The 24,585-nt window shown below is 36.6% G+C and carries 23 protein-coding genes and 5 pseudogenes; 15 read left to right on the forward strand and 13 right to left on the reverse strand.

Annotation, left to right across the window (positions count from 1 at the left end):
* Positions 1 to 26: 26 nt before the first annotated feature.
* A pseudogene (locus RHABOEDO_RS10850) lies at positions 27 to 276 on the forward strand (IS481 family transposase); the annotation flags it as partial.
* Here the strand turns inward: RHABOEDO_RS10850 and RHABOEDO_RS06800 are convergent.
* Positions 254 to 646: an IS110 family transposase gene (locus RHABOEDO_RS06800; protein ID WP_220017470.1), complete on the reverse strand. Its 393-nt coding sequence runs from the start codon at positions 644 to 646 to the stop codon at positions 254 to 256. The pseudogene RHABOEDO_RS10850 and the gene RHABOEDO_RS06800 sit on opposite strands and share 23 nt — an antisense overlap.
* A 176-nt stretch (positions 647 to 822) precedes the next feature.
* Between RHABOEDO_RS06800 and RHABOEDO_RS10855 the strand changes: the two are divergent.
* The 4 genes and pseudogenes from RHABOEDO_RS10855 to gatB form a co-directional block, all read left to right on the forward strand.
* Positions 823 to 957 (forward strand): annotated as a pseudogene (locus tag RHABOEDO_RS10855) (IS481 family transposase); the annotation flags it as partial.
* A 73-nt stretch (positions 958 to 1,030) separates the two neighbouring features.
* Entirely contained in the window at positions 1,031 to 1,336 is a 306-nt protein-coding gene (gene gatC, locus RHABOEDO_RS06810) for an Asp-tRNA(Asn)/Glu-tRNA(Gln) amidotransferase subunit GatC (protein WP_215217624.1), read from the forward strand.
* A 13-nt stretch (positions 1,337 to 1,349) separates the two neighbouring features.
* The gene (gene gatA / locus RHABOEDO_RS06815) at positions 1,350 to 2,813 is read left to right on the forward strand and encodes an Asp-tRNA(Asn)/Glu-tRNA(Gln) amidotransferase subunit GatA (RefSeq protein ID WP_215217623.1); all 1,464 of its coding nucleotides are present in this window, start codon (positions 1,350 to 1,352) and stop codon (positions 2,811 to 2,813) included.
* A 2-nt stretch (positions 2,814 to 2,815) separates the two neighbouring features.
* Positions 2,816 to 4,279, forward strand: coding sequence for an Asp-tRNA(Asn)/Glu-tRNA(Gln) amidotransferase subunit GatB (gatB, locus tag RHABOEDO_RS06820; RefSeq protein WP_215217622.1), 1,464 nt, complete (start codon positions 2,816 to 2,818; stop codon positions 4,277 to 4,279).
* 143 nt (positions 4,280 to 4,422) lie between these two features.
* Here gatB and RHABOEDO_RS11770 read toward each other — a convergent pair whose 3' ends face one another.
* Positions 4,423 to 4,674: a transposase gene (locus RHABOEDO_RS11770; RefSeq protein ID WP_434062171.1), complete on the reverse strand. Its 252-nt coding sequence runs from the start codon at positions 4,672 to 4,674 to the stop codon at positions 4,423 to 4,425.
* A 130-nt stretch (positions 4,675 to 4,804) separates the two neighbouring features.
* Between RHABOEDO_RS11770 and RHABOEDO_RS06830 the strand changes: the two genes are divergently transcribed.
* From RHABOEDO_RS06830 to RHABOEDO_RS06840, 4 genes are all read left to right on the forward strand, one after another.
* Entirely contained in the window at positions 4,805 to 4,987 is a 183-nt protein-coding gene (locus RHABOEDO_RS06830; RefSeq protein ID WP_220017471.1) for a helix-turn-helix domain-containing protein, read from the forward strand.
* Between the two features lie 41 nt (positions 4,988 to 5,028).
* On the forward strand, positions 5,029 to 5,151 hold the full coding sequence (locus RHABOEDO_RS11135) for a hypothetical protein (protein WP_281069542.1): 123 nt from the start codon (positions 5,029 to 5,031) through the stop codon (positions 5,149 to 5,151).
* Complete coding sequence (locus tag RHABOEDO_RS06835) at positions 5,093 to 5,257, forward strand: hypothetical protein (protein WP_220017472.1); 165 nt, start codon at positions 5,093 to 5,095, stop codon at positions 5,255 to 5,257. The genes RHABOEDO_RS11135 and RHABOEDO_RS06835 overlap by 59 nt, the downstream gene beginning before the upstream one ends.
* 378 nt (positions 5,258 to 5,635) lie before the next feature.
* On the forward strand, positions 5,636 to 5,839 hold the full coding sequence (locus RHABOEDO_RS06840) for a hypothetical protein (RefSeq protein ID WP_220017473.1): 204 nt from the start codon (positions 5,636 to 5,638) through the stop codon (positions 5,837 to 5,839).
* Here the strand turns inward: RHABOEDO_RS06840 and RHABOEDO_RS06845 are convergent.
* From RHABOEDO_RS06845 to RHABOEDO_RS11775, 3 genes and pseudogenes are all read right to left on the reverse strand, one after another.
* Entirely contained in the window at positions 5,827 to 6,021 is a 195-nt protein-coding gene (locus RHABOEDO_RS06845; RefSeq protein ID WP_220017474.1) for a hypothetical protein, read from the reverse strand. The two genes, RHABOEDO_RS06840 and RHABOEDO_RS06845, sit on opposite strands and share 13 nt — an antisense overlap.
* Positions 5,967 to 6,593 (reverse strand): helix-turn-helix domain-containing protein, encoded by a 627-nt coding sequence (locus tag RHABOEDO_RS06850; protein ID WP_220017475.1) that lies wholly within the window; start codon positions 6,591 to 6,593, stop codon positions 5,967 to 5,969. The genes RHABOEDO_RS06845 and RHABOEDO_RS06850 overlap by 55 nt, the downstream gene beginning before the upstream one ends.
* Before the next feature lie 80 nt (positions 6,594 to 6,673).
* Positions 6,674 to 7,148, reverse strand: a pseudogene (locus RHABOEDO_RS11775) (integrase core domain-containing protein); the annotation flags it as partial.
* Between the two features lie 64 nt (positions 7,149 to 7,212).
* Here RHABOEDO_RS11775 and RHABOEDO_RS10860 point away from each other — a divergent pair.
* From RHABOEDO_RS10860 to RHABOEDO_RS06885, 5 genes and pseudogenes are all read left to right on the forward strand, one after another.
* Positions 7,213 to 7,856: pseudogene (locus tag RHABOEDO_RS10860) on the forward strand (integrase core domain-containing protein); the annotation flags it as partial.
* 317 nt (positions 7,857 to 8,173) lie between these two features.
* Entirely contained in the window at positions 8,174 to 9,640 is a 1,467-nt protein-coding gene (locus tag RHABOEDO_RS06870) for a TolC family protein (protein WP_215217029.1), read from the forward strand.
* Positions 9,637 to 10,734, forward strand: a complete 1,098-nt coding sequence (locus tag RHABOEDO_RS06875; RefSeq protein WP_215217028.1) for an efflux RND transporter periplasmic adaptor subunit — start codon at positions 9,637 to 9,639, stop codon at positions 10,732 to 10,734. The genes RHABOEDO_RS06870 and RHABOEDO_RS06875 overlap by 4 nt, the downstream gene beginning before the upstream one ends.
* The gene (locus RHABOEDO_RS06880; protein WP_215217027.1) at positions 10,731 to 13,799 is read left to right on the forward strand and encodes an efflux RND transporter permease subunit; all 3,069 of its coding nucleotides are present in this window, start codon (positions 10,731 to 10,733) and stop codon (positions 13,797 to 13,799) included. Before RHABOEDO_RS06875 ends, RHABOEDO_RS06880 begins: the two co-directional genes overlap by 4 nt.
* Positions 13,800 to 13,920: 121 nt before the next feature.
* Positions 13,921 to 15,327: a Fic family protein gene (locus tag RHABOEDO_RS06885; RefSeq protein WP_215217026.1), complete on the forward strand. Its 1,407-nt coding sequence runs from the start codon at positions 13,921 to 13,923 to the stop codon at positions 15,325 to 15,327.
* Positions 15,328 to 15,590: 263 nt separating this feature from the next.
* Here RHABOEDO_RS06885 and xerD read toward each other — a convergent pair whose 3' ends face one another.
* From xerD to RHABOEDO_RS06910, 5 genes and pseudogenes are all read right to left on the reverse strand, one after another.
* On the reverse strand, positions 15,591 to 16,457 hold the full coding sequence (gene xerD / locus RHABOEDO_RS06890; RefSeq protein ID WP_215217025.1) for a site-specific tyrosine recombinase XerD: 867 nt from the start codon (positions 16,455 to 16,457) through the stop codon (positions 15,591 to 15,593).
* A 47-nt stretch (positions 16,458 to 16,504) separates the two neighbouring features.
* A complete protein-coding gene (locus RHABOEDO_RS06895) occupies positions 16,505 to 17,749 on the reverse strand; it encodes a hypothetical protein (protein ID WP_215217024.1) in 1,245 nt (414 codons plus the stop codon).
* A gap of 81 nt (positions 17,750 to 17,830) precedes the next feature.
* Positions 17,831 to 19,657 (reverse strand): YrzE family protein, encoded by a 1,827-nt coding sequence (locus tag RHABOEDO_RS06900; protein ID WP_215217023.1) that lies wholly within the window; start codon positions 19,655 to 19,657, stop codon positions 17,831 to 17,833.
* Positions 19,658 to 19,806: 149 nt separating this feature from the next.
* A pseudogene (locus RHABOEDO_RS06905) lies at positions 19,807 to 20,274 on the reverse strand (IS630 family transposase); the annotation flags it as partial.
* 154 nt (positions 20,275 to 20,428) lie between these two features.
* Positions 20,429 to 20,785, reverse strand: a complete 357-nt coding sequence (locus RHABOEDO_RS06910) for an IS630 transposase-related protein (protein WP_215217796.1) — start codon at positions 20,783 to 20,785, stop codon at positions 20,429 to 20,431.
* A gap of 351 nt (positions 20,786 to 21,136) precedes the next feature.
* On the opposite strand from RHABOEDO_RS06910, the gene RHABOEDO_RS06915 reads away from it, so the two are divergent.
* Positions 21,137 to 22,171, forward strand: a complete 1,035-nt coding sequence (locus RHABOEDO_RS06915) for an IS630 family transposase (RefSeq protein ID WP_220017478.1) — start codon at positions 21,137 to 21,139, stop codon at positions 22,169 to 22,171.
* 140 nt (positions 22,172 to 22,311) lie between these two features.
* Here the strand turns inward: RHABOEDO_RS06915 and RHABOEDO_RS06920 are convergent, their stop codons facing one another.
* From RHABOEDO_RS06920 to RHABOEDO_RS06930, 3 genes are all read right to left on the reverse strand, one after another.
* Entirely contained in the window at positions 22,312 to 22,827 is a 516-nt protein-coding gene (locus RHABOEDO_RS06920) for a transposase (RefSeq protein ID WP_220017479.1), read from the reverse strand.
* A complete protein-coding gene (locus tag RHABOEDO_RS06925) occupies positions 22,784 to 23,137 on the reverse strand; it encodes a transposase (protein ID WP_215217041.1) in 354 nt (117 codons plus the stop codon). Before RHABOEDO_RS06925 ends, RHABOEDO_RS06920 begins: the two co-directional genes overlap by 44 nt.
* Before the next feature lie 225 nt (positions 23,138 to 23,362).
* Positions 23,363 to 24,376, reverse strand: a complete 1,014-nt coding sequence (locus RHABOEDO_RS06930) for an IS30 family transposase (RefSeq protein WP_215216525.1) — start codon at positions 24,374 to 24,376, stop codon at positions 23,363 to 23,365.
* Positions 24,377 to 24,585 lie beyond the last annotated feature (209 nt).

Genomic DNA, 24,585 nt, shown 5'->3' on the forward strand with positions numbered 1-24,585 from the left:
GAACATTTAGCATCAAAGGAAACATTATGGGACAAATATTACATGGGTGCGCCAAAACAACTGTGGCGATACGTCGGAAAATACAAAAATAGTCAAAAGAGCATAGCCAAATTAGCAGAGGAATTGAGTCTCAACCCTAAAACTGTTCTTAAGTGGAGGAAGAGAGGGTTTCAGCACGATGCTCCTATGGGGACTAAAAAGATTCATTCCACTATCCTAAGCAATGAAGAAGAGGCTATAATTGTTGCCTTTCTCAAGCATACCCTTCTTTCCTTGACTGCGTTTGCTGTTTAATTAGCGCTCTTCTGGAAACTAACAAAATACTTTTTTCTACTGAATCTTGGGGCTTACAGTGTACTCGTGTATACATACCTGATCGAAGAGCTTCTGCGATTCCTCGTGCATCATTTTTGTCTGTCTTATTTATTTTCAAAGCAAGAATCGTACTCAGCTTCCTTGCATCCATACATAGGGGATCTATAGCTCTTTTTCTAAATCCTGTGACTAGGTAATGAGATAAACATCCACTTTCAAAGCCAACAACGATTTCTTGAAAATTTCTTTTGGAAAAATAATCTGCTAGTAAATCAGGATCTGTTTTTTCTGAACCTTCATGGACAATCTTACCTTGTTCATTTAAATACACAGATAAAAGTTCTTTTCATTGATACATCTAATCCAATATAATGCTTTATGGGTTGCTCCTCATTTTTTTGCTCTTTAATGAGCGGTTTTGAGATTTGAAAAAATCTCGTTTATATTGGAGAGTTTATCCTACTCCGTTTAAGGAGCAACCCCTTCTTTGTGTGCAATTATGGCATGTATATTGATATTGCTGAAGTGCGTACCCAAGAAGGAAAACTTTATCTTATTGTAGCTATTGATAGGATCTTTAAATTTGCTTACATAGAGGCTCATCCTCAAACTAGTAAGGCTCTTGCCGCCCAATTTTTTCGGTATTTTTTCCTTTACAGGCAAAGAAAGAAAAATTATAGTGGTTATTCGTATTCAGCTCTTTTAAGGAATTTAAATGACAAAGTTTGATGAAGAAGATCTTGAAAAGCTTAATAGACTCTGCCGTCTTGGCGAAGCAACAGATGAGGAAAAAAAAGCCATATCTAAGCATTTAAAAAAAGTGTTAGGTTATATGGAACTGCTTTCTGAAGTTGACACAACGGATGTCCCTACTTGTTATCAAGTGGGAGAAATCCAAAATAGTGTCACAAGAGATGACACAGTTATGAATACCTTATCCAGAGAGCAGTTTTTAGAAAATGCTCCTTCTCATTTAGGCAGCATAATTCGAGTGCCTACAGTAATTAATTTTTCTAACTAAAGAGTTTTTGTACATGTATCGACTATCTGCCCATGCTATTCGTGAGGGATTTTGCAAAAAAAAGATGTCCGCTAAACAAATTGCGGAAAAGACGTTAGAGCGAATTTCCCTGCATGATGAAAAAATTGGCGCTTTTCTATCTGTAATGGAAGAGCGGGTAATGTTAAAAGCTGGTGAATTAGATCGCAAAAGGGATTCTGGCAAGCCGCTAGGCGCTTTAGCAGGGGTACCTGTTTCCATTAAAGACAATATTCATATTCAAGGAGAAAAAACAACCTGCGCTTCTAAGTTTTTAGAAAACTATAAAGCGGTTTTTGATGCAACTGTAGTTAGGCTTTTAGAAGAAGCAGATGCATTGATCATTGGTAAAACCAATCTTGATGAATTTGCCATGGGATCTTCTACAGAAAACTCTGCTTATCAAATAACTAAAAATCCTTGGGATCTTAAATGTACACCAGGTGGATCATCTGGAGGATCTGCCGCATCTGTAGCTGCGCGTTTTTGCCCTATTTCTCTAGGAACAGATACAGGCGGATCTATCAGACAACCAGCTGCTTTTTGTGGAATTGTAGGATTTAAGCCTACATACGGAAAAGTCTCTCGTTACGGCTTGGTAGCCTTTGCTTCTTCTCTAGATCAGATCGGTCCTTTGACCTACGATGTAAAAGATGCCGCTTTATGCATGCAGGTGATTTCAAGACACTGCTCTTATGACTCTACCAGCATTAAATCCCCTTCAGAAGACTATTTAAAAAAACTGGATCAACCCATTCACGGTCAAACAATTGGTGTCCCCTATAGTTGCTTAAGTGAATTAGATCCTGGATCTAAGGAACATTTTTTAGAAGCCGTAGAAGTTTTTAAAAGATTAGGTGTAACTATTGTAGATGTAGATTTAAAGCTGTTAAAATATGCAATTGCCGTCTACTACATTCTAGCTACAGCAGAGGCATCCACAAACCTTGCGCGTTTTGATGGCATTCGTTACGGCAAGCGAGCGGAGGAAGCAAAAACCCTCGAGGAGATTTATGTACTTTCTAGGCAAGAAGGTTTTGGAGCAGAGGTAAAAAAACGCATTTTGCTAGGCACTTATGTTCTCTCCTCTGGTTATCAAGAGGCGTATTGCAAAAAAGCACAAAAAGTACGCACTTTATTAATCCAAATGTTTCAACAAGCCTTTGCTAAATGCAACATGATTGCTATGCCAACATCTCCTTTAACAAGCTTTCCTTTAGGCAAATTTCAAGATCCGGTACAGCTTTATCTACAGGATGTTTTCACTGTATCTGTAAACCTATCAGGATTACCAGCAATTAGTGTCCCTAATGGATTTAGTGAGGAAAACCTCCCTTATGGCTTGCAACTCATTGGGCCTTATATGTATGATGCAGAGGTTCTGCGTTTTGGACATGCTTTTGAAAGTGCTACTTCCTTTACAAACATCATTCCCCCTTTATTTGATAAAAAGGTATAAAAATGAGCGAGATCTGCTATGGAGATTGGCAACCCGTAATTGGTTTAGAAATTCACGCACAGCTCAATACTAAATCTAAGCTTTTTAGCTCTGCAGCTAATCATTTTGGAGATGAGCCTAATACAAATATTAGCACTGTCTGTACGGGTCAACCTGGGGCTTTACCTGTTTTGAATAAAGAAGCTGTACATAAAGCTGTTCTTTTTGGTTGTGCAGTAGGCTCTGAGGTCTCTTTGAGCAGTCAATTTGATCGTAAATCCTATTTTTATCCCGATAGCCCTCGTAATTTTCAAATTACACAGTTCTATAAACCCATTTTAATAGGGGGTACTGTAGTAGCTGATGTAGAAGGCGTATTAAAACATTTTTCTATTAATCGAAGTCATTTGGAAGATGATGCTGGTACTTTAAAACACTTTAGTACATTTACAGGTGTTGATTACAATAGAGCAGGGGTAGCACTAATAGAAATTGTCTCAGATCCCTGTATGCATACTCCCAAAGAAGCAGGAGCCTATTCTATGGCTATTAAAGCCATTTTAGAATATCTAGACGTCTCTGATTGTAATATGGATGAAGGTTCCTTTCGTATTGATTGTAACATTTCTGTCAGGAAGAAAGGAGAACAGATCTTGCGTACAAAAATTGAGATTAAAAATCTCAATTCTTTTAGCAATATAGAACTGGCGCTTGAATCAGAGATTCGCAGACAAATTCGTGAATACACTCTGCATCCGCAAAAAGACTTTTATAAAGTAATATCTCAAGGAACCTATCGTTTTGATTCAGAGAAAAAAGAAACCGTTTTAATGCGTGAAAAAGAAGATGCTGATGATTATCGCTATTTTCCAGAACCAGACCTTCCTCCGATTTTACTCAAAGAAGAAGAGATTAAAGCAATTAAAGCTACTTTGCCAGAATTACCACACCAAAGATACAATCGCTATTTACAAGAATTAGAACTGCCTGAATCTGCTGCTGCCTTTTTAATTAACGATAAAAAGCTCGCTGATTATTTTGAAGAAGCGCTTAAAATCTGCCCTAGCCCTAAAAGCATATGTAATTGGATGATCATAGAGTTTGCTGGGCGCTTTAAAGACACAGGAAATAGTCTCATTCGCTCAGGAATTGGGCCTAGCGATATAGGTAAACTTGTCAAGATGATTGAATCAAACACCATTACTGGAAAGATTGCTAAAAGCATTGCTGATGATATGTGCAAAGCCCCAGGAGCAGATCCTGAGCAAATCGTAAAACAAAACCCTGACTACCAGCCCCTGCAAGATATTTCAAGCATTACACTTTTAGTGGATAAGGTTTTAGAGAATAACCCACAATCGATTGCTGATTTTCATACTGGAAAAACAAGAGCCTTTGATTTCTTAGTTGGACAAGTCATGAAATTATGTAAAGGTAAAGCCTCTCCTGTCATAGTAAATGAAATTCTGACCAAAAAACTAAAATAATACGAGATTTAAGTTGGAAATTGACTGCTGAAGGTTCTTCTATGTATTTTCTTAGATGTTTAGTCCCAAAGTGTGATGGAGTGGGTTAATTCTAAAACTTTTTGGTTTTTTTTACCAACTTTTGATAATATACTAGTGCCGATTCAAACGGCTAGCTTAATGGGATTTAAGTCAACGACTTGAAACTTGTCGTTTATCCTACATTTCAAAATATCTGTTATTTTCGGTATCTCTTCTAAGAAGAATCCTCTAATTGCCTGAAAAAAAGTCACCGACGTTTCGTAATATCGATTGTATACCTTCTTTTCCTTTAAGATCTTCCACAAGCGTTCAATAGGATTCAAATTCGGCGAATAAGGAGGGAGATAGTGCACTTTAATCCTAAGTCTTTTCAAGTTTGAAGTGCACAGAAGAATTAAAAAAAGAATAGGCAGGCGATGAAAGAATCTTATTGTGATTTTTAACAAATCAAACACAAGGAGAGACCTTGCCTAAAGGCTACATCACCTAACCCTATGACCAAAGATGTCAGTTATATTTTTAAAAGCTAGAGGAGATACATCTAGCTCAATAGCAAACATTCTAAAAGTTCATCATAGCACTATTAGTAGGGAACTTAAGAGAAATAAAGGGCAACGAGGATACCGTCATCAGCAAGCTCAAGAAAAAGCATTCTTAGAAAAAATTCTCAGCCCAATAAAAAAATGACTCCTCAAATAGTTACCCGTATTGAAGAAAAAATCAAGTAGTTGCAATGGAGCCCTATACAAATATCCGGATGGCTTAAAAGACATGGTAAAGAACATGTTAGTCATGAGACCATCTATAATCATATCTGGAAAGATAAAACGACAGGGAGGACAGCTTTATAGAGAGCTCCGTCATCGAGGGAAAAATATAAACAAGCAGAGAAAGGGAGCTTCTGGAAGAGGGAACATGCCTGGTCGTATAGATATAAGCAACGGCCTTGTATTGTAGAAAAAAAGACTCGTTTAGGAGACTGGGAACTAGATACAGTCATAGGGGCAGGACATAAAGGCGTAATTGTATCAATGGTAGAAAGAACTTCCAAGCTAACTAAGCTCGCCAAAGTTTCTCATAAAACTGCAGAGGAAGTAAGTCAAGCGTTAATGAACAACTTAAACCTATCAAAGATTTTGTACACACATTAACAGCAGACAACGGAAAAGAATTTGCCATCACCAAATGGTTAGTTTCGAGCTAGAGACAGACTTCTACTTTGCAACGCCCTACCATTCTTGGAAAGAGGCTTAAATGAGCATACAAACGGACTAGTTAGGCAATATTTTCCTAAAACACAAAGCTTTTTAGATACGACTTCAAGGAATAGAAAGGGTGGAAACTTTACTAAATAACAGACCTAGAAAGGCTCTCAACTTCGAAACTCCACTAGAAGTGTTTACGAGATTATCTACAAAAATGCTATGCTCGGGTGCACAAAGATGTTTTTTCAAGTATTTATATGTTCTTTTTGTGCACTTCAAGGTTGAAAGGGCCCTAGAAGACATCAGAAACTCTTCTAGTTCTTATTTTTGTTGATCTTGCATTTTATCCAAAATTACATGAATAATTCGAGCCTCTGTCTGTTTTTCTAGCTTCTTGAAAAAATCGAGCATTGCATCGGCATCAACTGTCTTATATTCCTCTGTAAAAATCTTCATTCCTGTCAGGCAAAGAGCTCCAGCAAAATGCAATCGCAATTGTTTCCCGGATGTCTGCAAAGTCTTTTGAACGCCTTTTTGATCCATCCACATACGGCTTGGGACTGATGTTCAGGATGCACAGCATCTATGAAATAGATCTCTTCATCAGGGTTTAAGGTCTCCTTTAAAGCCCTATATTGTTCTATGAAAATTCGTTGTTTTTCAGGATCTAATTTCCCAGGAATCTTTTTAGGACGTTTATAAACAAATCCGTGCTGTATGAGCCAATCTGTCATGCCACTTCGGGAATATTTTATCCCATATTGCTCATGCACATAAGCTATGATCCCTTTGACTTTAAGATAGGTCTTTTCATGTAGGTGTTTTAGTAGAGACTCTTTTTGGTCTTGTGAAAGTTTTGATTTGCTACCGCCTCGAGGGCTACTTCCAGTTTTATTTTCGGAATCATATTCTCTGAGGTATTTCTGAACAGTGATAGGGCTTATCCGGAGTGTTTTAGCAAGATTTTTTGTTGAGATACCCTCATCATAGCCCAAAATTACACAAAGCCTATTCCGTTCAGAATAGTCTTTTGGATGCTTTAACTTGTGTTCTAAGTCAGCTCTCTGGCTAGGGATCAGTTTTTTCATACTCAATAGCTTAACACAAAACAAAATATTTTTCTATACGATTGAATCGGAACCACTATATATTCAAATGGTGTTAATCATTTTAGAGCTTTCAATCTTTTCGCAAAGTTATAGGCATTTAAAAAATTATATAAATGCTCTTTTAACTGCTGATGGGTTTGGTAGTGGTATCTTTTCACGGTAGCCTCTTTAAGGGTTCTGTTCATCCGTTCAACTTGGCCATTTGTCCATGAGTGGTTTACTTTTGTTAACCGATGCTCTATTAGGATAAGAAGAAAACTTCTTCTTAAGGGGTTTTTCACCTTTTGTTTCAGGCAGACGACTTATCCCGTGCCTTTGTAAGCATCGATGAAGGGTAGATATTTTCTTCATTGCTTAGGATAGTGGAATGAATCTTTTTAGGCCCCGCTGAAACCCTCTCTTCCTCCACTTAAGAACAGTTTTAGGGTTGAGACTCAATTCCTCTGCTAATTTGGCTATGCTCTTTTGACTATTTTGTATTTTCCGACGTATCGCCTCAGTTGTTTTGGCGCACCCATGTACTATTTGTCCCATAATGTTTCCTTTGATGCTAAATGTTCATAGTATACACCATTATACTTTGGGACTAAACAAGCTCCGAGTTTCCAATGAGATGAAAAAGAAAGGAGTTCTCATTTCTCCAGGAGGAGTGAGATCGATATAGCTAAGGCCATGATCTAGAAACATTTAAGAAGAGACTAAAGGCGTTAGAAGCAAAATGTTGCACAAGATACCTATTATGTAGGCACTATTAAAGGTGTGGGAAGGATCTATCAGCAAACAGTGATTGATACCTATAGTAAAGTTGCTTTTGCTAAGTTGTATGACAGAAAAAATGCACTAGTAGCAGCATAAGTATTAAATGATAAAACAATACCCTGGTTTGAAGAACAAGAGTTAAGAGTGTTAAGAATACTTAACCGTAGAGGGACAGAGTACTGTGGGAGTCGGGCATACCATGAATATGAGCTCTATCTTACAATAGAAGATATTGAACATACTCGAACAAAGGCAAGGCATCCTCAAACCAACGGAATCTGTGAGAAGTTTCCTCAGACGATTCAAAATGAATTTTCTGCATCAGCATTTAGGCAAAAAGTTTATCATATTCTAGAAGAACTGCAAATGGATATGGATAAATGGGTAAAAGAGTACAATGAAGAGCGAGTCCATTCTGGGAAATATTGTTATGGGAAGACACCATGGCAAACCTTTAATGCTAGACACATTACACCAAATTGACACTGTCAATGAAGTGCTGTCTGTCAACTCAAGTTCTGTCTAGGACAAACGAAAATCCGAGAACTTTTACCTACTGTATAGCTAATTTATCCGAAGCCTTGGATCAAGCTGTTTTATCAATGTCCATTTAAATCACTATACCATACCCTTGAGAGGCATATATGAAGCCGATTCGCTCTATATGTACTAAGGTGGGTTGGTAAATGAAATTTTGACCAAAAAGCTAAAGTAACTATACTGCGGATAAAAAGCATAAGAGATTTTACTCTCTATTTTTATCAGTTATGAGTTGGCAAATATTGCTACAAAGTTTTTTTGTGTTATGCGCATGCACGGGTTGTTACCTTAACCGCGCTGTAATAGATCCGTATAGCTATGCCTGTTTTACACCTGCTTGTCGCAAAGTCAATTCTTGTATCTTAGAGCAATATCCTGCTGAGCTTTTAGAAAAAAAAGAACCTTATGGGCTTGCTGAGCTAATTGCCATCGCTTTAAAGAACAATCCTCAAACAAGATCTAGCTGGGCAAAAGCACTTGTCTCTGCAGCATCTTATGGACAAAAACAAAGCGTTTTTTTCCCTAATATAACCGGCTCTTTTCAAGCCATACGTGCAAGACAACCGAAAATGGAGGCAACTTCGATAATAACCCCCGAGTCCATTTTTGGAGCAACGCAATCACCTGGCTCTCTTCAATCAGGAAGAGGTGCTACTGATATTTACTTTGGCAATTGGGGTCCTATGCTCTCTTTATCCTATTTATTATTCGATTTTGGTACACAGAAAGCAAATGCAGAAGCAGCTCGTTATTCATTAGAGCAAGCTCAATTTCAATATAATGATAGCATTCAATCTTTATTAAAAACCGTGATTACAGATTTTTATAGATACTTGTATCAAAAAGAATTGCTACAGGCAAATATGGCAAATGTGCTTAATGCAGAGCTTACTTTAGATGCTACAGAACAAGGCCTTCATTCAGGTGTACGTCCTTTATCCGACTTTCTACAAGCAAAGACACAATTACTTTCTCAGAAAACAAACTGGGCTGCACAAAAGCAAGAGCTTGAACTAGCTTTTGCAACTTTGTTAAATGATATAGGCCTTCCTTCTTATATGTCTTTACAAACACAAGAACTACCTCAAGAACTACCCAAAAATGACCTTATATTACCTCTAGAAACCTTAATCGGCATTGGTATACAAAATAGAGCTGATCTATTATCTGCTGAAAGCGCTCTTCGCTCCCAAGAACAAATGGTCAAAATGACCAAGAGGCAAGTTTTACCTCAATTAAATTATCAGTTTAAAATAGGTAAAACCTATTTTTCTTTTGATGGCAATGTCACTCATGATAAATACAACTTTGTCAGCACATTTAACGTAAGCATGCCTATTTTCTCTGGTTTTTACTACCGCAATGCGATTAAACAAGCTGAATCTAATGTAGTACTTGCAGAAGAAACGCTTAGAAGTCTGCAGTTAAATGCTATGAAAGAAATTACCGTTGCTCATTCTAATATTCACACCGTCTTTGAAACACTCAATTGGGCTGCAGAATTTTTATCTGCTGCAGAAGAACAGTACTCGGTTGCTTTAAACGGCTATCAACAAGGCACTCAGACCATTCTTGATCTTATATCTGCTCAAACATCTCTTGTCGATGCAAGAGCTCAAAAAGCACAAGCTATGCAAGATTGGTACCTTGCTTTAGCCAACTTAAGCTATGCCACAGGTTTGATTTCCCCAAACACCATCTACTCTTTAGGAGATCTTTTCGAATGAATTGGATGAAATTTCTTCTTCTTTGCTCTTTGTTATATAGCTGCCAAAAAAAGCCTCAAGTGATTAAACCACATGAAGTAGTTGTAACTCGCGCTTTGAAACAAACCGTGCAAGTATATAAAGATTATGTGGGAACCATTACCGCTAAATCTAGTATTCAGGTTCACGCTCAGGTTTCTGGTATTCTGGTTGGGCAATATTTTATGGAAGGACAGTTTGTACAGAAAGGAGATTTATTGCTCGTTATTGATCCAAGGCCTTATCAAGCTTCATTAGATAAAGCAAAAGCTGAGTATTTTCAAACATTCACGCAACTTAAATTAGCAGAAGATACGCTACAAAGATATGCAAAGCTAGCAGAACAAGATTATATCTCTCAGCTCAATTACGACCAATACATGGCTAACTTCTTAGAGCAAAAAGCAGTGGTAGGACAATCTGTTGCAGATTTAGAAAACGCTAAAATCAATTTAAAATATTGCTATATTCACTCTCCTATTGATGCAATTACAGGAAAATTACAATTCAAACCTGGTAATTACATTGATACTAACCAAGACACTACGCTTACTCTGCTTAATCAGATAGATCCCATTTTAGTAGATTTTTCCGTTCCTGAAAGTGATCTGTTTACTATTCAAAAATGCTCTCAAAAATCCTTTTTGAAATTATACATCTTTCCTACTTTAGAGCACACTACCTGCTTTGAAGGGCAATTAACACTCATTGACAATCAAATTAATACGGCAACAGGAGCTATCTTATTAGAAGGAACACTAGATAATCACGACCATTTGCTATGGCCTGGGCATTTTGTAGATGTAAGACTTGTACTAGAAGAAAAAGAATCTCTGATTCTTCCTTCAGAAGCAATAGGCGTTGGGCAAAAGGGACATTACGTATATACCATTAATCAGAATATGGAAGTAGAAACTACGCCGATTATCATTGGTCAACGCTATGAAAATGGAACTACCAGTATCGAATCAGGAATTAGCACTAATGACATCGTTATTGCGCAAGGACTTCTTGATCTCTATCCTGGCAAAAAAGTTCATATACAAACGTGGTTAAATAACAAAGAGGCATTGTGAATCCCTCCTCTTTATTCATCAAACGACCCGTAATGACAATCCTTGTCATGCTGACAATAGCTTTTTTTGGAATCTTATCTTATTTTAAACTCCCTGTCAGCGATCTGCCCGATATTGACTTTCCTACTATTACAGTCACAGTGAGCTATCCTGGAGCAAATCCGGAAACCATTTCTAACAATGTAGTGGTTCCCTTAGAACAGCAATTTACTACTATCGAAGCGATCTCTTCGATCTCTTCTACTAGCTATACAGGAAAGGCTACGATTGTTCTGCAATTTGATTTAGATCGAAATATAGATCTTGCTGCAGCTGACGTACAAGCAGCTATTAATACAGCAAGCTCTCAACTGCCTAAAGATCTCCCCTACGCTCCCATTTATACAAAAACCAATCCCACGGCTACCTCTCTTTTATTTTTTATCGTTACCTCACCTGTTTTAAATAGAGGAGAATTGTACAATTATAGTTATACATTTCTTTCTCAAAGATTAAGCGTAATAGAAGGGGTATCTCAGGTATTAATCTACGGATCTCCACAAGCGGTTCGTCTTAGGGTTGATCCACAGAAACTAGCAGCTAGAGGGCTTGATTTAAACGATGTAGCTAATGCTGTTGTAACAGCAAATGTACAAATACCCGTGGGTACTTTATTTAGTCCTAAACAAGAGTTCACTCTTAATGTCGATGGACAATTAGCTAAAGCAGCTCTTTACGATCCTATTATCATTAAAGCGCAAGATGGGTCCATTGTGCGCTTTTGTGATATCGGCCAAGCCATAGATAGTGTTCTTAATGATAAGCTTTCCGTACAATTTTTTGAAAAAGGATATACAGCCCCATCTGTTGGTCTTGCCATTCGTAAAAGGCCGGGCGCTAACACTCTATCGGTTATTCAGAAAATCAATCAAATTCTACCTAGTCTATCTACACAATTACCTAGTTCTTTACGTTTGGTAAGGGTCTTTGATCAATCGGAATACATACTCGAATCAGTTCATGAAGTACAGATGACTTTATTGATAGCCATTGTACTAGTTGCTATCGTGATTTTCTTCTACTTAGGCAACCTAAGAGATACGATTATTCCTCTGATTGTGATCCCTTTATCGATTTTGGGCGCTTTTATTATCATTTTAAAACTAGGCTTTACCCTTAATATTTTATCTCTACTTGGTATTACACTAGCTGTTGGCTATCTAGTAGATGATGCTGTTGTTGTATTAGAAAATATCACACGCCATGTTGAAATGGGAGAATCTGCCACAGATGCTGCCTTAAAAGGAGCTAAGGAGATTTTTTTTACCATTTTATCAATGACCCTTTGTTTATGTATAATTTTTATCCCCATTATTTTCATGCAAGGAATTATCGGGCGGATATTGTATGAATTTGCAATGACCATTGTTATTACCGTTTTCATTTCAGGAATTCTTTCTCTGACTTTAACCCCTCTTCTATGCAGTAAATTAGTTCGCAAAGCAAATCAAGAAAAAAAAACAAATTTTGCAGCCTATCATCGTAGAACGCTTCTTCTCTATGAAAAATCGCTGAATTGGGCTTTAAACCATCCTAAAATTATTTTAGGACTAGGAGTGTTGAGTTTAGGCTTATCGACCATTTTAATGATCAAACTCCCTAAAGACTTCTTGCCACCGGATGATATCGGCCTTATTCAAGGATACCTACAAACAGTAGATGGTACTTCTCCTTTAGCTGTTTCAGAATCTAGCAATCAATTAGCCGACATCTTATCGCAGGATGAAAATATTACCTCTGTTGTATCGGTTGGAGGTTACCCACAAGATAATGAAGGGCTTTTATATATTCGCTTAAAGCCCTTAAAAGAACGCCTTTCCCTTAAACCTCTACTGACACACATGTACTCTTTGGTGCATAAAATACCAGGAACAAACGTTTTTTTAAAGCCACAGCCACTGATTAACTTGGAAGTAGGAACGACATCTAGTAAATCTAATTACCAATACACCATGCAAAGTCTATCGGAAGAAGAGCTCTATAAATACACGCCTATCATGCAAAAAAAGCTTGCGGAGCTTCCTTTTTTAAGTCATGTAAATAGCGATTTAGATATTACCCAACCCAGATGTCAAGTTCATATTCTGCGCGACAGAGCATCCCTCTATCAGATCAGTGCATTACAAGTGGAGCAAGCTCTTAATTTAGCTTATGCTACAAGTAATCTCTCTCCTATCAATACTTCAAACTACCAATACTATGCCATTATGGAAACCTTTCCGAAGTTCTACCGCGATCCTAGCTCTTTATCCCAAATATGGTTGCATTCTGCATTGGGAAAAATTGTGCCCTTAACAGCCATTACCGACATAAAAGAGAGTACAGGTCCATTAACGGTAAATCATCTTAACGCATCCCCTTCTGCTACTATCTCCTTTAATTTAGTCGATACAGCGCTAAGCAGCGCTTTGGATAAAATTCATGTGATCGCAAAACAAACCCTTCCTAACACTGTTAAAGGAACTGTGCAAGGAAGCGCCAGTGTATTTAAAACCTCTTTTGCCAATCTGCAATCTCTACTTTTAATCACCTTTTTTCTCATTTATATCATCCTAGGGATTCTCTATGAAAACTTCTTTTCACCTGTTACGGTAATGTCTACCCTAGCTCCTGCTGCAGTGGGAGGACTTTTAAGCCTCATTTTATTCCATCAAAGCTTTTCCCTTTATGCTTTTGTCGGTGTGATCATGCTGTTTGGGATTGTTCTAAAAAATGGTATTATTTTAATTGATTTTGCCAATCAAGCTCTTTTAAAAAAGACAGCCCATGAAGCCATTTTTGAAGCGTGCTTAACCAGATTTCGCCCTATTCTTATGACAACTTTTGCCGCAATGATGGGCGCTGTACCTATTGCGGTGGGCATAGGTGGGGCTATTGCCAAAACCCGCCAACCTTTAGGGATTGTCATAGTAGGAGGCCTGCTCTTTTCACAGGTAGTTACCCTGTACCTAACCCCTGTGGTTTATCTCTATATAAAAAAATTAGAAGAAAAACTCTCTCTACGCCCTAAAAACCTTTCTTCCTAATTGCGCCAAAAAACTTAAAATTTGGCGCAATAGTAGTAATTAATGATTTTCAAATGGCGCAATTAATCAAAATCAGCTTATAATAGTGCAATTACAATAAATCGCGCCACAAGAGACCCTCGTGAAGAAACAAAATTACAGTAAAATTTTTGATGCTATTCTAGAAACAGTAAAACATTTTCCCAAACAAGCTTTCTTAAAAGATATTTTACAAGCTTTAGATTTCCCTGTGCCTAAAAGATCCTTACAGCGTTATTTAGCTGTCTTAACAAAACAAGGGCATTTAAATGCATTAGGTAAGGCTAGATCCAGACGATATTCTTTAAAAGAAAATGAAAAAAAATTTTTACCTATTTTCTTTCCAGGAGCTTTACTATTACAAGATTCTCCTCTTCTTAAGCCATTGATTCCACTATCACCAACAGCCTTGTCTATTCAACTAAATGTCCGCCAACCTATTCAAGCGCGTCGCCCTATTGGATATAAACGAGAATTTCTTAATACATATCGCCCTAATGAAACATACTATCTCTCTAAAAACATACGAGATCACCTATTTGAAATGGGAAAATCTCAAGATAGCCAGCGTCCAGCAGGAACCTATGCTAGACACATTTTAAACCGTTTATTGATTGACTTGTCATGGAATTCGAGTCGGTTAGAAGGAAATACGTATTCGTTACTTGAAACAGAGCGTTTGCTAGAACTTGGAAAGGCTCCAGAAGGGAAAAATAGTATGGAAGCTCAAATGATCTTAAATCACAAGTCCGCTATTGAATTTATGGTCGAATCAGCTGAGTTCATGAAATTTAACAGCTTTACCATTTGTAATCTACACGCTCTTTTGTCGGATAATTTATTACGTGATCAAAGAGCCTGTGGTCGTTTACGTTCAGTACCAATAGGCATAACTAAATCGGTATATCAACCCCTAGCAATTCCGCAACTAGTGAGCGAATATTTCCAACAGATTTTAGATACAGCTGATGCTATTATAGATCCCTTTGAGCAATCCTTCTTTATAATGCTTCAGTTGCCTTATCTACAACCATTCCTAGATGTTAATAAACGAGTATCAAGACTTGCTGCCAATATTCCCTTAATTCGTTCAAATCTATGTCCTTTGTCCTTTGTAGACGTTCCTGAGCAAGCCTACATCAGCGGTCTTCTCGGTATATATGAATTAAATCGGCTGGAATTATTACGCGAAGTATTTGTGTGGGCCTATGAACGATCTAGCTCTCTTTATTCAGCAACACGCCAAGAACTAGGAGAACCAGATCTCTTTCGCCTGCGCTACCGTAATCTTATTATTACAATGATAGGAGAAATTATTCATAAATGCTTAAGCAAGCAAGCAGCAGTAGCCGCAATCAAACAAAAAGCCATTGAAGTTGTTATATTAGAAGATCGAGCACGGTTTATTGAGGTTATTGAAACCGAACTAATGAGCCTGCATAAAGGAAACATTGCCCGATTTCGACTAAAACCTTCAGAATATGATAAATGGTTAAAGAGCTGGATTTGACCACTTTTAAATTTTAATCTATTGTCGCTCTCCCCTATTGAGTAGGCTACTTTTCTAAGTTGAACATATTCTCTACAAATGAGCATACAGGCCCTCTTTATTCAAAAGCTCACCATGAGAACCACATTCTTGGATGCTCCCCTGTTCAAAGACAAAAATTTTGAAACAAGATGGATGAATCAGCAAAGTATTCGTGTTCTTGCTGTCTAAAAAAAGATGACAAGATCAGTTTTTCCGTCTTAAAGAGACGTCTAATTTTAAACTCAAGGCCTTGGATGATAATTTTGAAAGGCTTCTATGATATGCTTATTGCTTAAGTGTGTGTAGCGATCTGTTGTTGCAATGCTACTATGCCCTAACAACTCTTGGATAACACGTAAATCAGCCCCATTTTCTAATAGATGAGTAGCAAAAGAATGCCGCAGCGTATGGGGTGAAATAGACTTGGCAATCCCTATTTGTTTTGCATAGGCTTTTAGTTGTTTCCAAATAGAGAACCGATCGATTCTTTTTTGTCTTGTATTGATAAACAATGCCTCAATTTTTGCATTAGATGGGCGGTAATGGAGTAAATAATGATCAACCGCTTCTACAGCTAACTTAGCAACAGGAACAATTCTTTCCTTTTTCCCCTTTCCTATTACACGAATCGTATGATCGGAGAAATCTTGTATATTTAATCCACAGATTTCTGAGACACGTAAGCCCGAGGCGTATATAACTTGCAAGATCGCTCGATCTCTTGCACCTATTTCTGTGTTAAGATCTGGAGCTAATAAGAGTTTTTCTACCTCTGTAAAAGTTAAAATCTCGGGAACTAATTGCCATATTTTAGGCGCATCGATCGATAATCCAGTCTCGTTTTTAATCAGCTCTTCTCTATATAAAAACCGTAAAAAAATCTTTACGCTAACCAGCATTCTGCAAATAGAGCTACTAGCATATCCTTTCAATTGTAGTTTATGTGCAAATGCTAATACATCTTCTTCTGTAATTTCCTGTAAATTGCTCTGTTTTAAAACCTGAAAGAACCCCTTTAAATCACGAGCGTAGGCTTGAAGAGTGTGCTGAGAAAGGCCCTTCTCAGAAGAGAGATAACAAAGAAAATCTTGTAGAACTTGTTGTAACATAATCACTTTTTTACATGACTAGTCATAGAAAAGCAAGTCTCGTCCTTTTAAGCACTTTTTGGCTGATTTTCCAAACGTGAAGAAACATAATAAAGAAGTGACAGCCAAACAACAGCTAAAAGAATAGCCGCACACTTGACCAAGATGTTTTCTGTTAAGGCATATAAAGCAGTTGAAGTGATAATTCCTATGCAGCCTGTAGCAATGAGAACTAGGCGATCGTAGAGCCCTTCTTTATTATTTTGCAATGACTGGACTAAATCATATACTCCAAGAGCAGAAAAAGCTACCGTGGAAGCTAAGCCTAAAATAGTAGATAAAGTAACAAATGCAGTTCCCGGTATAAAAGAAATAGCAAGTCCTAAAAGTCCAATACTTGCAAACCCTATCGCTAAATAATTAAACATCATATTTTTATAAGCGACTGCTTGTATTTCTGCTAGTATAGCAGTGTCTATCGTTATATTAGGGTCTGTTATTTTCTTTTTAAGAGGTTCTAGACGCTCTAGGCAATTTCTATTAGTTACACGCTTCATACGGGCTGCTTTAACTGCTTCTTTTTTAGAAATCTCTCTAAGAAAACGATGTGCTACATATGCATCTATATTTTTGTAATAAGACTTTTTAGAATTGGTAATATCCTCGATCGATTTCTTGGCATACCTTTCTCGAAGCTTTGTCTTTAACTGTTTTTGCAATGGCTCTGATACACTTATTTGTTCTTGTAGAAATGCTGCAATGGCTTCTTCTTTTTCCTGAGGGGATACATGTTGTAGCTCGCTTAATTTTTTATCTAATTCTAGTTGAAAACCACGCTGTTCATGCAGTTTCATCGATATAAGCAACAACATAAGAAACACAGCTGAATTACTAAGTATAGTGGTGGTTTTGCTAAGAATTTTTGATGCGGTAATAACTGTTTTGAAAGAAGCAATACTGCTAGATAAACTTAAACCTAAGCTCGAAAAATAGAAAGCACCAGATAAAAATTGCATGCCGCTACGAACTTGCTTTACTTGATTTGCCCTTTGTCCGGCCATATCTTTAATATCGGCGGATTGTTCGATATTTACACCTGCAGAATAGAAGTTATTTCCCGCTGAAATGAAGCTTAAGCATTTTACAAAGCCTAAAATAGAAGAATCCTCTTTAGGCAATATTCTTTTAACCTGCATTGCTAAATTGCCGAGCACACCCAAAGTGTTTAAAGCTAAATCGCTAAAGTTATTACGGGTCTTATAAGATTCAGCTGGTAAAACATACTGTTTAAGCGTTTCTAATGTTATACTCATATAATTACCTTTTAGAACTAAATTATAACATAAAATCAAATAAAAATCTATTGCATAGAAAACATTAATAATAAATTAATATTAAAGATTAACCGTTATCTTCGTAGAAGATAAAGGTTTTGTTAAGATTTTTTGAGCAGCTAGAGCACTTACTTCACTTATAAGTTTTAAGTCTTTGCGCAAATTATTTAAGTTGCATTTTCTATAAAAGACATACTTAAGGTCTTGGTCCCATTGTTCTTTTACCTGTGGATTTGCTAAAACCTGGTTTAAATGAGTTTCTAAAGAAGACTCCAAAGACTCTTTCTGTTGCTCTGAACCTTTTTCAAGTTTTTTTATTAAATAGGGTATGTTTTTGGCTTCTTCATACACGCTTTGAATCTCTAAAGCTAATGCACGGTCTTTCTCTAAACCTGAAATCAACCATTGATTCCAAAAATACTTTGAGGTTTTTTTAAGAGCTGAAATCTTATTTTTTAGTGATAACTTACTAGGAAGATTTTTCTGTTTATATTGCTGACGAAGTTCTATGCGTACATCTTTAGGCATCTTTTTAAATAAATCATGCACTTCTTGATCCCATTGTTCCTTTTGGGAAAGAAATGTCTGAAATACCTCTAGAGAAGGGTGAGCCTGTTTCCAAAGAGCGTCTTTTTGAGTGAGTAAGTGATAGTAATATCCCAGAAATCCCATACCCAGGGCTCCTACACCTAAAGAAACACCTAATTGAATAAAGGATAAGCCAAAGCCTAGGGTTATTCCCGTAAGCGCAATTAAAGATATTCCAAATAATATGGCAATGATAATAACAATAGCTTTATCACATTTGCCACAAGGAGTATCTGATAGGTTTTTTTTAGCAAGATAGACTTTTGATCCTATGGATGCGGTTGTAATTAGAAAAGATAAGGCATAAATCGCAATACCAACACCAAACGGCAGAGTTAGCACCCCAACTACCGATAGAATAGCACCCAATAAATTAATGGTGAAAAGAGCTGTGTGAATTTTTTTGGTTTTGGTGCTTTCTACACGCACGCGCCCCATTAATTTTTTCATCTCTGTTTTAGCGCTTTTTTGTACTAGCTCATCCGCACTATTGACTCTTTCTAATAATCCTCTTCTATAAGCTTTATCAACTGCTTGGGCAACAGGAAGACTCGATGCCTCTTTAAGCTGTACCCATCGACGTGCCTTCACTTTATGTCGATCCATCAAAAGACCTAGCGCTTCTAAAGGAGTAAATTTCCAATAGTCTTTATCGGCTTTATCGGTTAAACCTAATAATTGATGAACTTCATTTGAGCTATCTTGTGCTTGCAAAATTTGTAAAAGCTCATCTAGATCAGAGGGCTGTATTTGTGTATTTTTCAGACCTTCTAGTGCAAGCTTTTCTATTTTCTGTTTAAAGTGTTGTTTTTTAGACTCTTGATTAGCTAATGCGCTCCAAGATGTTTTTAACTGGTTTAAATGACTAGAAATGGGTACATTTTGAATAAGTCCTTGTAAAGCTAGAGCGTCTTCTTGTTTAAGAAGCTCGTTAAGATTTTGATCTTGAGCTAATTGATAACCATTTTGTACAGCGGCTAAACCATATAAAGCTCCAAATATCAGTGTATTTATATCATTTAGAACACTGTTAGCAAGTGATAAAAGTGATAAAGAAGCAGAACTTGTAATTTCTTTAGCTAAAGAGGTGCATAAATATCCAGTAAATGTTGTATAACCTACAATTTGAGCAACTTTTTCTATTTTGCTTGGAGGTATTTCTTCTTTAGAAGACAATGCATTTGCAAAAAGTTTTAGATCGCCTAAAGCATCAAAGACTTGCATTTCGTCTTTTTTTAATAAAAGAGCTGGATTTTGTATAAAAAAATCCTTTGGGATAGCCATAGCTTTATATTCCATAATTAATTCCACTTCTATTTTATCAAATAAATATTAAGTTTTATTAAACGATAATTGTTAAATGGTTAAAAACAATCTATTTATTAATATTAACTAAGGATTTAATTAAATAATTAATTTTATCGATTTAAATATATACTAGTGCCGATTCAAACGGCTAGCTTAATGGTATTTAAGTCAACGACTTGAAACTTGTCGTTAATCCTACATTTCAAAACATCTGTTATTTTCGGTATCTCTTCTAAGAAGAATCCTCTAATTGCCTGAAAAAAAGTCACCGACGTTTCGTAATATCGATTGTATACCGTCTTTTCCCTTAAGATCTTCCACAAGCGTTCAATAGGATTCAAATTCGGCGAATAAGGAGGGAGATAGTGCACTTTAATCCTAGAAGACATCAGAAACTCTTCTAGTTTCTTATTTTTGTTTGATCTCGCATTATCCAAAATTACATGAATAATTCGAGCCTCTGTCTGTTTTTCTAGCTTCTTGAAAAAATCGAGCATTGCATCGGCCTCAACTGTCTTATATTCCTCTGTAACAATCTTCATTCCTGTCAGGCAAAGAGCTCCAGCAAAATGCAATCGCAATTGTTTCCCGGATGTCTGCAAAGTCTTTTGAACGCCTTTATAAAACTTTCTCTGAAAAAACGATTACCAGAGACAGCCCCATATATTTTTTCTCCACGAATACCTCTTCCTTTCTCGCATTGGAGGTATTCATTAATTCCACTTTCATCGATGTAAACTCGATTCTCTTCAGGAATATTTTCTAGCTTTTGTTTAAACTCTTCTCGTTTCTTTTCATCTCTTTCTTTATAGAAAAATGTCTTTTTTTTAAGGTTATTTTCAATCTTTTACATGCATAAATTGTTGTTCCAAATGCCTCTGCTATTTCTCTAAGATAAGCATCAGCATGTTCTTGAATATAATGTTTTAACTTTTCATTATTGAGTTTACTTAGTGATCTTTGCTTCAACTTGGGAGCTAAATTGCCTTGCTTTTCTAACTTTTTCCAATTTAGAAGAGAACGAGGAGAAACTCCAAAAGCCTGAGCCACCGCTAAAGGAGAACCACATCTTTTTAAATATTTTAAAGCTTTTATTCTTAAATCTCTTGAGTATGTCATATTTTGAATTATACAAATTACTTAAGAAAAAATAAATTTAATTCACTATATATAGTGGTTCCGATTCAATCACATAGAAAAATATAGGATTAACGACAAGTTTCAAGTCGTTGACTTGAACCCCGTTAAGCTAGCCGTTTGAATTGGCACTACTATATACTAGTTTGATTTCAAATTAAGAATTGTATAACTAGGTTTTTTTGAAAAAATTGCTCTATCTTGCAAGAAGATGTTATCTTTTATATAAAAATGTTTATGCATTCAAACTCTTAATTTGAATGTAAACGAGTATATAGTGGTTCCGATTCAATCGGATAGAAAAATATTTTGTTTTGTGTTAAGCTATTGAGTATGAAAAAACTGACCCCTAGCCAGATAGCTGACTTAGAACACAAGTTAAAGCATCCAAAAGACTATTCTGAACGGAATAGGCTTTGTGTAATTTTGGGCTATGATGAGGGTATCTCAACAAAAAATCTTGCTAAAGCACTTCGGATAAGCCCTATCACTGTTCAGGAATACCTCAGAGAATATGATTCCGAAAATAAAACTGGAAATAGCCCTCGAGGCGGTAGCAAATCAAAACTTTCACAAGACCAAACAGAGTCTCTACTAAAACACCTACAGGAAAAGACCTATCTTAAAGTCAAAGGGATCATAGCTTATGTGCATGAGCAATATGGGATAAAATATTCCCGAAGTGGCATGACAGATTGGCTCATACAGCACGGATTTGTTTATAAACGTCCTAAAAAGATTCCTGGGAAATTAGATCCTGAAAAACAACGAATTTTCATAGAACAATATATGGTTTTAAAGGAGACCTTAAACCCTGATGAAGAGATCTATTTCATAGATGCTGTGCATCCTGAACATCAGTCCCAAGCCGTATGTGGATGGATCAAAAAAGGCGTTCAAAAGACTTTGCAGACATCCGGGAAACAATTGCGATTGCATTTTGCTGGAGCTCTTTGCCTGACAGGAATGAAGATTGTTACAGAGGAATATAAGACAGTTGATGCCGATGCAATGCTCGATTTTTTCAAGAAGCTAGAAAAACAGACAGAGGCTCGAATTATTCATGTAATTTTGGATAATGCAAGATCAAACAAAAATAAGAAACTAGAAGAGTTTCTGATGTCTTCTAGGATTAAAGTGCACTATCTCCCTCCTTATTCGCCGAATTTGAATCCTATTGAACGCTTGTGGAAGATCTTAAAGGAAAAGAAGGTATACAATCGATATTACGAAACGTCGGTGACTTTTTTTCAGGCAATTAGAGGATTCTTCTTAGAAGAGATACCGAAAATAACAGATATTTTGAAATGTAGGATAAACGACAAGTTTCAAGTCGTTGACTTAAATCCCATTAAGCTAGCCGTTTGAATCGGCACTAGTATATTTGGATCTTTAAGTAAGAATCCAAAATTTTATATCTTTGATCTTAAGGTAAAGGATGATACTGAATTTGTTTTATCTCATTTAAAAAAATAGATCTTGCCCGATGAACCTATCTTGAATTAAATTTACTGTTTTAAAGATACTTGCCGACTTAAGAAATTCATCCAATATCCCAGTAGTCCAAACATTAATAGTCCGTTCCAATATATTGCCTTTCTTTCCCAGCGCAATGTAAGACGACGGAAGCATGTCTTTAACCAAGAAATCGTTCTCTCAACGACCCAACGTTGCTTTTCAAGGTAGCAAATGCCTTTTATCTTATATCCCTTAGTGTTTCTTTTCCGAGCTATCAGAGGAAAAACCTCATGGGAAAGAACATCGATACGTGTTTGCTCTGAGTCATAACCTTTATCTGCTTCAAGTATGGGTACTTTTCCCTGATTCCATGCTTTTTTAATGAAGGGAATGACTTTCCTAAGCAGAGGGATCACTTGTTTTTTCTCATCCCCGGATGCTGATGTAAAAGTGATTGCAAGAGGCTTTCCTGATTTTTCTACCAGTAAATGCGATGTCACGCCTTTACCTTTGTAGCCATAATCAACTTGCTCTCCTCCTCCGCGTCCGCTGGAAAAAAAAACCATCTACAGAGAGTCTCTGGGCATCAATACACCCCAGCTGTTCGGCAAGCTTAAGCAGCTCTTCTAAAAATTGATCTAAAAATCCAGCAGATTGCATTCTTCCAAGCCATGCGTGTGCTGTTGAGGGATGAGAAAACTCCTTGTTTCTAGGTGCATCTTTCCAAGGAGCTCCTGTCCGAAGCACCCAGAAAATAGTATTCACTACAGGTCTCCATGGCGCTAATTTTCTTCCATAATGGTTACGATTTACCCATTTTTCCATTTGAGGTTCGAGTATTTTAAACTGTTCTTCATTTAATCCTTGCTTGCTCATGTCATCTGTCTTTAGTTAAAAAATAAAAAGATCTGGTATCATAGCGAAAATTTATATTCAATTCAAGATAGGTTCATAGACCCGTCTATAAAGTTGGGAATAACACTGATATTCTCGAAAATATGGATAAAGCAATAATTAAGAATCCAATCCTTTTTGTTTTTACTGTGGCCCTTTCAACCTTGAAGTGCACAAAAAAGAACATATAAATACTTGAAAAAACATCTATTGTGCACCCGAGCATAGCATGTTTGTAGATAATCTCGTAAACACTTCTAGTGGAGTTTCGAAGTTGAGAGCCTTTCTAGGTCTGTTATTTAGTAAAGTTTCCACCCTTTCTATATCCTTGGAAGTCGTATCTAAAAAGCTTTGTGTTTTAGGAAAATATTGCCTAACTAGTCCGTTTGTATGCTCATTTAAGCCTCTTTCCCAAGAATGGTAGGGCGTTGCAAAGTAGAAGTCTGTCTCTAGCTCGAAACTAACCATTTGGTGATAGGCAAATTCTTTTCCGTTGTCTGCTGTTAATGTGTGTACAAAATCTTTGATAGGTTTAAGTTGTTCAATTAACGCTTGACTTACTTCCTCTGCAGTTTTATGAGAAACTTTGGCGAGCTTAGTTAGCTTGGAAGTTCTTTCTACCATTGATACAATTACGCCTTTATGTCCTGCCCCTATGACTGTATCTAGTTCCCAGTCTCCTAAACGAGTCTTTTTTTCTACAATACAAGGCCGTTGCTTAATATCTATACGACCAGGCATGTTCCCTCTTCCAGAAGCTCCCTTTCTCTGCTTGTTATATTTTTTCCCTCGATGACGGAGCTCTCTATAAAGCTGTCCTCCCTGTCGTTTATCTTTCCAGATATGATTATAGATGGTCTCATGACTAACATGTTCTTTACCATGTCTTTTAAGCCATCCGGATATTTGTATAGGGCTCCATTGCAACTTGATTTTTTCTTCAATACGGGTAACTATTTGAGGAGTCATTTTTTTATTGGGCTGAGAATTTTTTCTAAGAAATGCTTTTTCTTGAGCTTGCTGATGACGGTATCCTCGTTGCCCTTTATTTCTCTTAAGTTCCCTACTAATAGTGCTATGATGAACTTTTAGAATGTTTGCTATTGAGCTAGATGTATCTCCTCTAGCTTTTAAAATATAAATCTGACATCTTTGGTCATAGGTTAGGTGATGGTAGCCTTTAGGCAAGGTCTCTCCTTGTGTTTGATTGTTAAAAATCACAATAGAGATTCTTTCATCGCCTGCCTATTCTTTTTTTAATTCTTCTGTGCACTTCAAACTTGAAAAGACTTGTTTTTAATATCATTCAATATTTAATTAAAATTAACATTAAAATGTTATTTTAATCGAAACAAACGTAAATGATTTGGACTTCGCTTTCAATTTAATAGCATTGGATGAATTTCTTAAGTCAGCAAATTTTTTTAAAA

Source organism: Candidatus Rhabdochlamydia oedothoracis (assembly GCF_019453995.1).
Lineage (GTDB): Bacteria > Chlamydiota > Chlamydiia > Chlamydiales > Rhabdochlamydiaceae > Rhabdochlamydia > Rhabdochlamydia oedothoracis.